The organism is Blautia sp. ZXY-1-C6, from assembly GCF_056339875.1.
The window spans coordinates 1-5,764 of the sequence record NZ_JBWJVQ010000122.1; the positions used below are offsets into that span (position 1 = coordinate 1).

The following is a 5,764-nucleotide window of genomic DNA, read 5'->3' on the forward strand; positions in this document are numbered from 1 at the left end:
AATAAAACATATAAGGAGAAGGATTAGATGCCCGAAGAACCCGATAAGTATCAAACAGGCTTCCTGTTGCTTTCGCACGCATGGGATTGGAAAGTACTACCTGGAAAATATCACCTTCTCTGATGTAATGTTTGGCTTTCTCCACCATCTCTGCATATTTTTCTTTCGGAAATTTCGGCTGTATTTCTGACTGAAGTCTCAGCGGTTCAAATTCCATATGCTCCCCGTTTCGGATCAGCTGCGCCATTTCCTCCAATTTCTTTACTGCTTTCTCGTAGGAGGCTTCCAGATCATCTGCCATCACACCTGTGATCAGAAGTACTTTCTGTCTGAAATGGTCAAATACGATCACCTGATCAAAAAGCATTAAATCCATGTCCCTGAAATCCTGCTGTTCCCTGTCCTCCAGTTTCAGCTTTGGTTCACTGTATTTGATATAATCGTAGGAGAAATATCCTACCAGACCGCCTGTAAAAGGAGGCATCTTTTCCATTACCGGAGTTTTATATTTCCGGATGATTTCTCTGAGAGTATCACCGGGATGTGTGACCTGCCTTACGGTTTCCTCTGTTTTTCCCTCAGCATCGGTTGTCCGGATCTTCAATGTTCTGTCTGTACAGGTAATCTCCATGGACGGTTCATACCCCAGAAAAGAATACCTGCCCCACACTTCTGTCTGGCTGGCACTTTCCAGCAGGTAACAATGGCGGCTGGCTTTTCGCAAAATGCGCATTACCTCTACCGGTGTATATCTGTCTGCATAAAGTTCTCTGCACAGAGGAATACGACGATATTCTTTTGTCTGTGCAAGCTGTCTGATGGTTTCTAATGTTGGATACATGGAAACACCTCCTGTGATTAATTCAGTTTCTGCCAAGAACATAAAAAAGCCCGCCCTTGACAGAATTATCGTTTCTGTCAAGGACGAGCGTATATACTTCACCCGCGGTGCCACCTTGATTTACGGTTTGAACCGTACTCTTTGCGAAATACCTTCATATTCCCGGCAACTGACGTATGCCTCACGTCACAGGATACTTAGTCTGCTCTGTAATCTTCAACCTTTCACTGTGCCCTCAGCGGCCCATTTGGCAGACTGCATTTCCACCCGGCTCTCACCTTCCCGGATTCTCTGTGCGCGCATGACTGCTTTGACTTCCGCTTCATCGGTTTAATCTGTTAAATTTACACTTAATTTACCACCGTAAACTATATTTGTCAACCCTGAATTTCATTCAATAACATATTTTTATCATTATCAGTTACTGTTCACTGGTAATATCCCGCGAGGTGTTTTTTGTGAACGAAGGCCACAGAAAACCCGAGACATACCGCGCGAATTTATGCGAATAGCATAAATTAAGTTTGCAAAGCAAACGATACTCCTTAGGCTTTGCACAAGGAGAGTTCATATTTCCTGCATCGCGAAGCGTGTTACTGGGCACGGAGTGAACAGTAACCATTACCAGGAAATTCATTACAGATATCTGCAGTCTGTTTTCGCCACATACATCTGACCAGATAATCATTCACTATAATCTGAATAAAAGCGCAAAACCAGATATTCCCAGTTTCGCGCTTTTTATTGTTTTACTTATTCACTTTCGAACAATTCCAGTGTGCCAACAAGTTGATTCTGCTGCTATTTCTTCTGTGCCTCTTTTTTCTTAATGTCAAGAATCTCTTCTGCAATCTCAACTTCGGATTTCTCATCTGGTGGAAGCACAATATTCAGAATGATTGCAAACAGTGCTGCAGGTACAATTCCTGAACCACCAAAGATCAGTGTGATCGCCTGCGGCATATGTGCAAGAACTGCTGAGTTTGCCCCAAGTCCATAGCCAAGACCAAGTGCAACGGAGACAATTGTTACGTTTCTCGGAGTTACCGGCCATTTTGTGATAAGCTGGATACCGCTGACAACAATAGATGAGAACATCATAACTGCCGCACCGCCCAGTACACTCTGAGGCATGATGGAGATCAGTGCTGCAAGCTTAGGAAACAGACCACATGCGATAAGGAAAATACCGCCTGTTGCAATTGAGAAACGATTTACAACCTTATTCATTGCAACCAGACCTACGTTCTGGCTAAAAGAAGTATTCGGAAGTACGCCAAATACTGCTGCCAGTGAAGATCCAAGGCCATCACACATAACGCCGCCGGAAAGCTCTTTGTCTGTAGCTTCTCTTCCAAGACCGCCCTCTGTGATACCGGAAATATCACCGACAGTTTCTACAGCTGTTACAATAAACATGATGCAGATCGGAACGATTGCCCTTGCATCAAATACCCATTTGACAGGCATGATCTTCGGCACTGCAAACCAGGATGCGCTTGCTACTTTATCCCAGTTAAGAACCCAGGATTTGGTAGCTTCTACTGTTGCACCTGCATCATCCACATAGGTAAATGTGGTAGGAAGAACTGCTGCCATAATACTTACCAGCACATATCCAACGATAATACCGATCAGAATTGATGCAAAGCTTGTAAATCCTTTTGTTCCATGTTTTAATACGACAATTACAACCAGAACTACAAAACCTACAAACAGATTCTCCAGAGAACCGTAGTCCTTAGCGGAACTTCCACCTCCAAAAGAACTGATACCAACAGCAATCAGTGAAAGACCGATTGATAATACAACGGTTCCTGTTACAACTGACGGAAAAAATTTTCTCAGTGGTTTCAGGAAGCTTCCCAGTACAGTTTCAAAAAGACCGCCGATAAAGGATGCCGCCATGATCGCACCATACGCAACCACTCCATTACCCATGACTCCTGCAACACTCTGGCATACGCCAATGAAACCGGAACTGGTTCCCATAACGATGGGGAGTTTACCACCCACAGGTCCTACGGTAAATACCTGAACCAATGTTACAATACCTGCAATCAGCATGGCATTCTGCAGAAGTGCTACCTGCAGTTCTCCGCCGGCTTCGATTCCACAGGCTGCTGTGATGATCAGAAGCGGTGTAAGATTACCTACGAACATAGCCAGCACATGCTGCAAACCAAGAGGAATCGCCAGCTTCAGTGGCGGCCTTCCATCAAGGTCGTAGGGTGTTACTGTGTTTTTCTCTTGTTTCTCCATTCCTTTCCCTCTCTTTCGTGAATGTTGATGTGATTCGGCAAAAGGTTTTACAATAGCGATTTTTCCTATAATCAAAAACAAGGCAGTTATCCTTTTTTGAATAACCACCCTGTTATCATTTCATACTACTGTCATTACAATGAACTTTTGCTTTCACCTTTTTGCATTATAAAGGATTTTGGGGATTATGGCAATAGTAAAAAGAAATTTTGTATATTTTTGTATGAATATGCCGGCAACATAAAAAAGCCTGTAAACCTTCACTCGATTTACAGACTCATCTTTCGTGTAGTAGCGAGAGGGGGATTCGAACCCTCGACACCACGGGTATGAACCGTGTGCTCTAGCCAACTGAGCTATCTCGCCATTTTCTTTTAAGATATGGAACCTATAGGGCTCGAACCTATGACCCTCTGCTTGTAAGGCAGATGCTCTCCCAGCTGAGCTAAGATTCCATATTTGTTGGCGACAGATTTCTCTGTCAAGTAGCGAGAGGGGGATTCGAACCCTCGACACCACGGGTATGAACCGTGTGCTCTAGCCAACTGAGCTATCTCGCCATTTTCTTTAAGATATGGAACCTATAGGGCTCGAACCTATGACCCTCTGCTTGTAAGGCAGATGCTCTCCCAGCTGAGCTAAGATTCCATATTGTGCTTGTTTCAGGCGGCTTATTTGTTGTCCGCTCCGTAACTTGCTTTGCTATTATATAATGGATTTTGTCGGATGTCAACACCTTTTTTGAAACTTTTTTAATTTTTTTTATTTTTTTAATTATTCGTACATTTTAAAGCATTTCTGACACAAAAAAACTCAAAAAGCACAAGACAAATGCGAGTCTCTTATTTCCATCAATTCCATCTGTAAGATTTTTATAATCATCCAGATACAGACAACGTGGTGCAACCTGACAATATCTCTGTTCTCCCTTGTCATCTTTAAGGCTCAGGATAACCAGCAGTTCTTTCTTATTTTTTCCGTATCTACTGTGTTTCCTATTGTGGCAAGGCATATTTTTCATTATTATACTGGCATTGATAATTCCACCAGCTATCCGTTTCGTCATCGTACCAGTCATATCTGTAACTCTCATCAAAGCAGTCCTTCGCACACAATGCACCAACGCTGCAAGCTGCCTTTTCATCAAACTTTCTAAGTTGAATACGCCTTGGATATTCTTTTCCCTCATAAGTCACTTTTCCTGAATCTATATTGCCTCCAAAATAAATCTACGCCCGTTTCTTTCCATTCTCACCAATAAAAATCTGAACAAGGTCATTAGAGTCTGATTCTGTATCTTTGATTTCTTCCATATTCAGATAGGCACCCGGCTGTCCGTAAATCACCATCCCCTCCGGCTCAAGGAATGCTTTATCAAATTTCAGATACTCTGATATGGTCAGTCTGCCACCCAAAGCGGCAACCAGTTCCTTACACTCCAGACTCTTCACTGCTGCATCTATAATTACCTGCTCATAAACGAATAACCGCTTCGCAGTTTATTCAGAAAAAGATTCCTTCTCCAGTTTTACCTGAAAAAGGAATCTCCTGTTATTTATCATTATTATCTGTTATTATTCAGCATCTTCTGCTGCTTCAGTTGTTTCTGCATTCTCTTCTGCAGCATCCTCTTTTGCTTCATCCTTGCTATCTGTATCCTTGCTGTCTGTTTCTTCTGCAGCAGCGTCTTCAGTGTCTGCGCTGTCATCAAAAGGAATTACAGCACCGTCATATTTTTCATTGATGAAGTCTTTGATCTCATCAGATTTCAGTACATCAACCAGAGCTTTGATCTTGTCGCTGTTTTCGTTGCCTTCTTTGACTGCGATCACGTTTACATAGGTTTTCGCTGCTTCAGAATCAGATTTCTCATATGCAAGTGCATCTTTCCCTACTGAGAATCCTGCTTCCAGAGCATAGTTTCCGTTTAATACCACATAAGCAGTCTCGCCTGTAACACGTGCTACCTGTGCTGCTTCCAGTTCTACGATTTCTACATTGTGAGGATTCTCTGCAATATCCTTAACAGTTGCATTTAATCCTGCACCATCTTTCAGTGTGATGATTCCGTTATCCTGGAGAAGAAGAAGTGCTCTTGCTTCGTTTGTGGTATCATTTGGTACTGCGATGGAATCTCCGTCTTCCAGATCATCCAGGCTGTCTTTTGTTCCGGGATAGATTCCGAATGGCTCATAGTGAATACCACCTGCATTTACAAGGTGTGTACCCTTCTCTTCATTAAACTGATCCAGATATGGGATATGCTGGAAGTAGTTTGCATCGAACTCACCGCTCTCTACAACCTCGTTTGGTCTTACATAATCATCAAATACAGTAACTTCAAGGTCATATCCTTCTTTCTCAAGAAGCGGTTTTGCCTCCTCAAGGATCTCTGCGTGAGGTGTTGCAGATGCTGCAACTGTGATGGTCTTGTCATCATCCTTTGCATAAACACCTGTGCTTAATGTTCCTGCTACCAGTACTCCTGTTAAAACTGCTGCCACTAATTTTTTCATAATAACTGTCCTCCTGAATTTTATATTTTAACTTTTTTCATAACCATTTTATAAGCAATGATTTCTTATAACTACTTTCTTCTGTCAATCTTATTTGCGATCAGCATTCCCACTGACTGAAAAATCTGTACCAGTACCACCAGTA

At 42.5% G+C, this 5,764-nt stretch carries 5 protein-coding genes and 4 tRNA genes; all 9 read right to left on the bottom strand.

The genetic code is table 11. From position 1 onward, the window contains the following. On the bottom strand, positions 1 to 841 hold an 841-nt coding region (locus tag AC075J_RS04265), incomplete at its 3' end, for a chorismate-binding protein (RefSeq protein ID WP_476390063.1). An 801-nt stretch (positions 842 to 1,642) separates the two neighbouring features. Continuing rightward, complete coding sequence (locus AC075J_RS04270; RefSeq protein ID WP_022381368.1) at positions 1,643 to 3,103, bottom strand: uracil-xanthine permease family protein; 1,461 nt, start codon at positions 3,101 to 3,103, stop codon at positions 1,643 to 1,645. Positions 3,104 to 3,395: 292 nt separating this feature from the next. Then, positions 3,396 to 3,469, bottom strand: a tRNA-Met gene (locus AC075J_RS04275). A gap of 16 nt (positions 3,470 to 3,485) precedes the next feature. Continuing rightward, a tRNA-Val gene (locus AC075J_RS04280) sits at positions 3,486 to 3,558 on the bottom strand. Positions 3,559 to 3,589: 31 nt separating this feature from the next. Continuing rightward, positions 3,590 to 3,663 (bottom strand) — tRNA-Met (locus tag AC075J_RS04285). Positions 3,664 to 3,678: 15 nt separating this feature from the next. Next, positions 3,679 to 3,751: transfer RNA gene (locus tag AC075J_RS04290), tRNA-Val, on the bottom strand. A 139-nt stretch (positions 3,752 to 3,890) separates the two neighbouring features. Beyond that, positions 3,891 to 4,292, bottom strand: coding sequence for a hypothetical protein (locus tag AC075J_RS04295; RefSeq protein WP_022380857.1), 402 nt, complete (start codon positions 4,290 to 4,292; stop codon positions 3,891 to 3,893). Positions 4,293 to 4,332: 40 nt separating this feature from the next. Beyond that, a complete protein-coding gene (locus tag AC075J_RS04300) occupies positions 4,333 to 4,554 on the bottom strand; it encodes a hypothetical protein (RefSeq protein ID WP_022380856.1) in 222 nt (73 codons plus the stop codon). Between the two features lie 123 nt (positions 4,555 to 4,677). Continuing rightward, positions 4,678 to 5,619 carry a MetQ/NlpA family ABC transporter substrate-binding protein gene (locus AC075J_RS04305; RefSeq protein ID WP_022380855.1) on the bottom strand — a complete coding sequence of 314 codons (942 nt, stop codon included), beginning with the start codon at positions 5,617 to 5,619 and terminating at the stop codon, positions 4,678 to 4,680. Positions 5,620 to 5,764 lie beyond the last annotated feature (145 nt).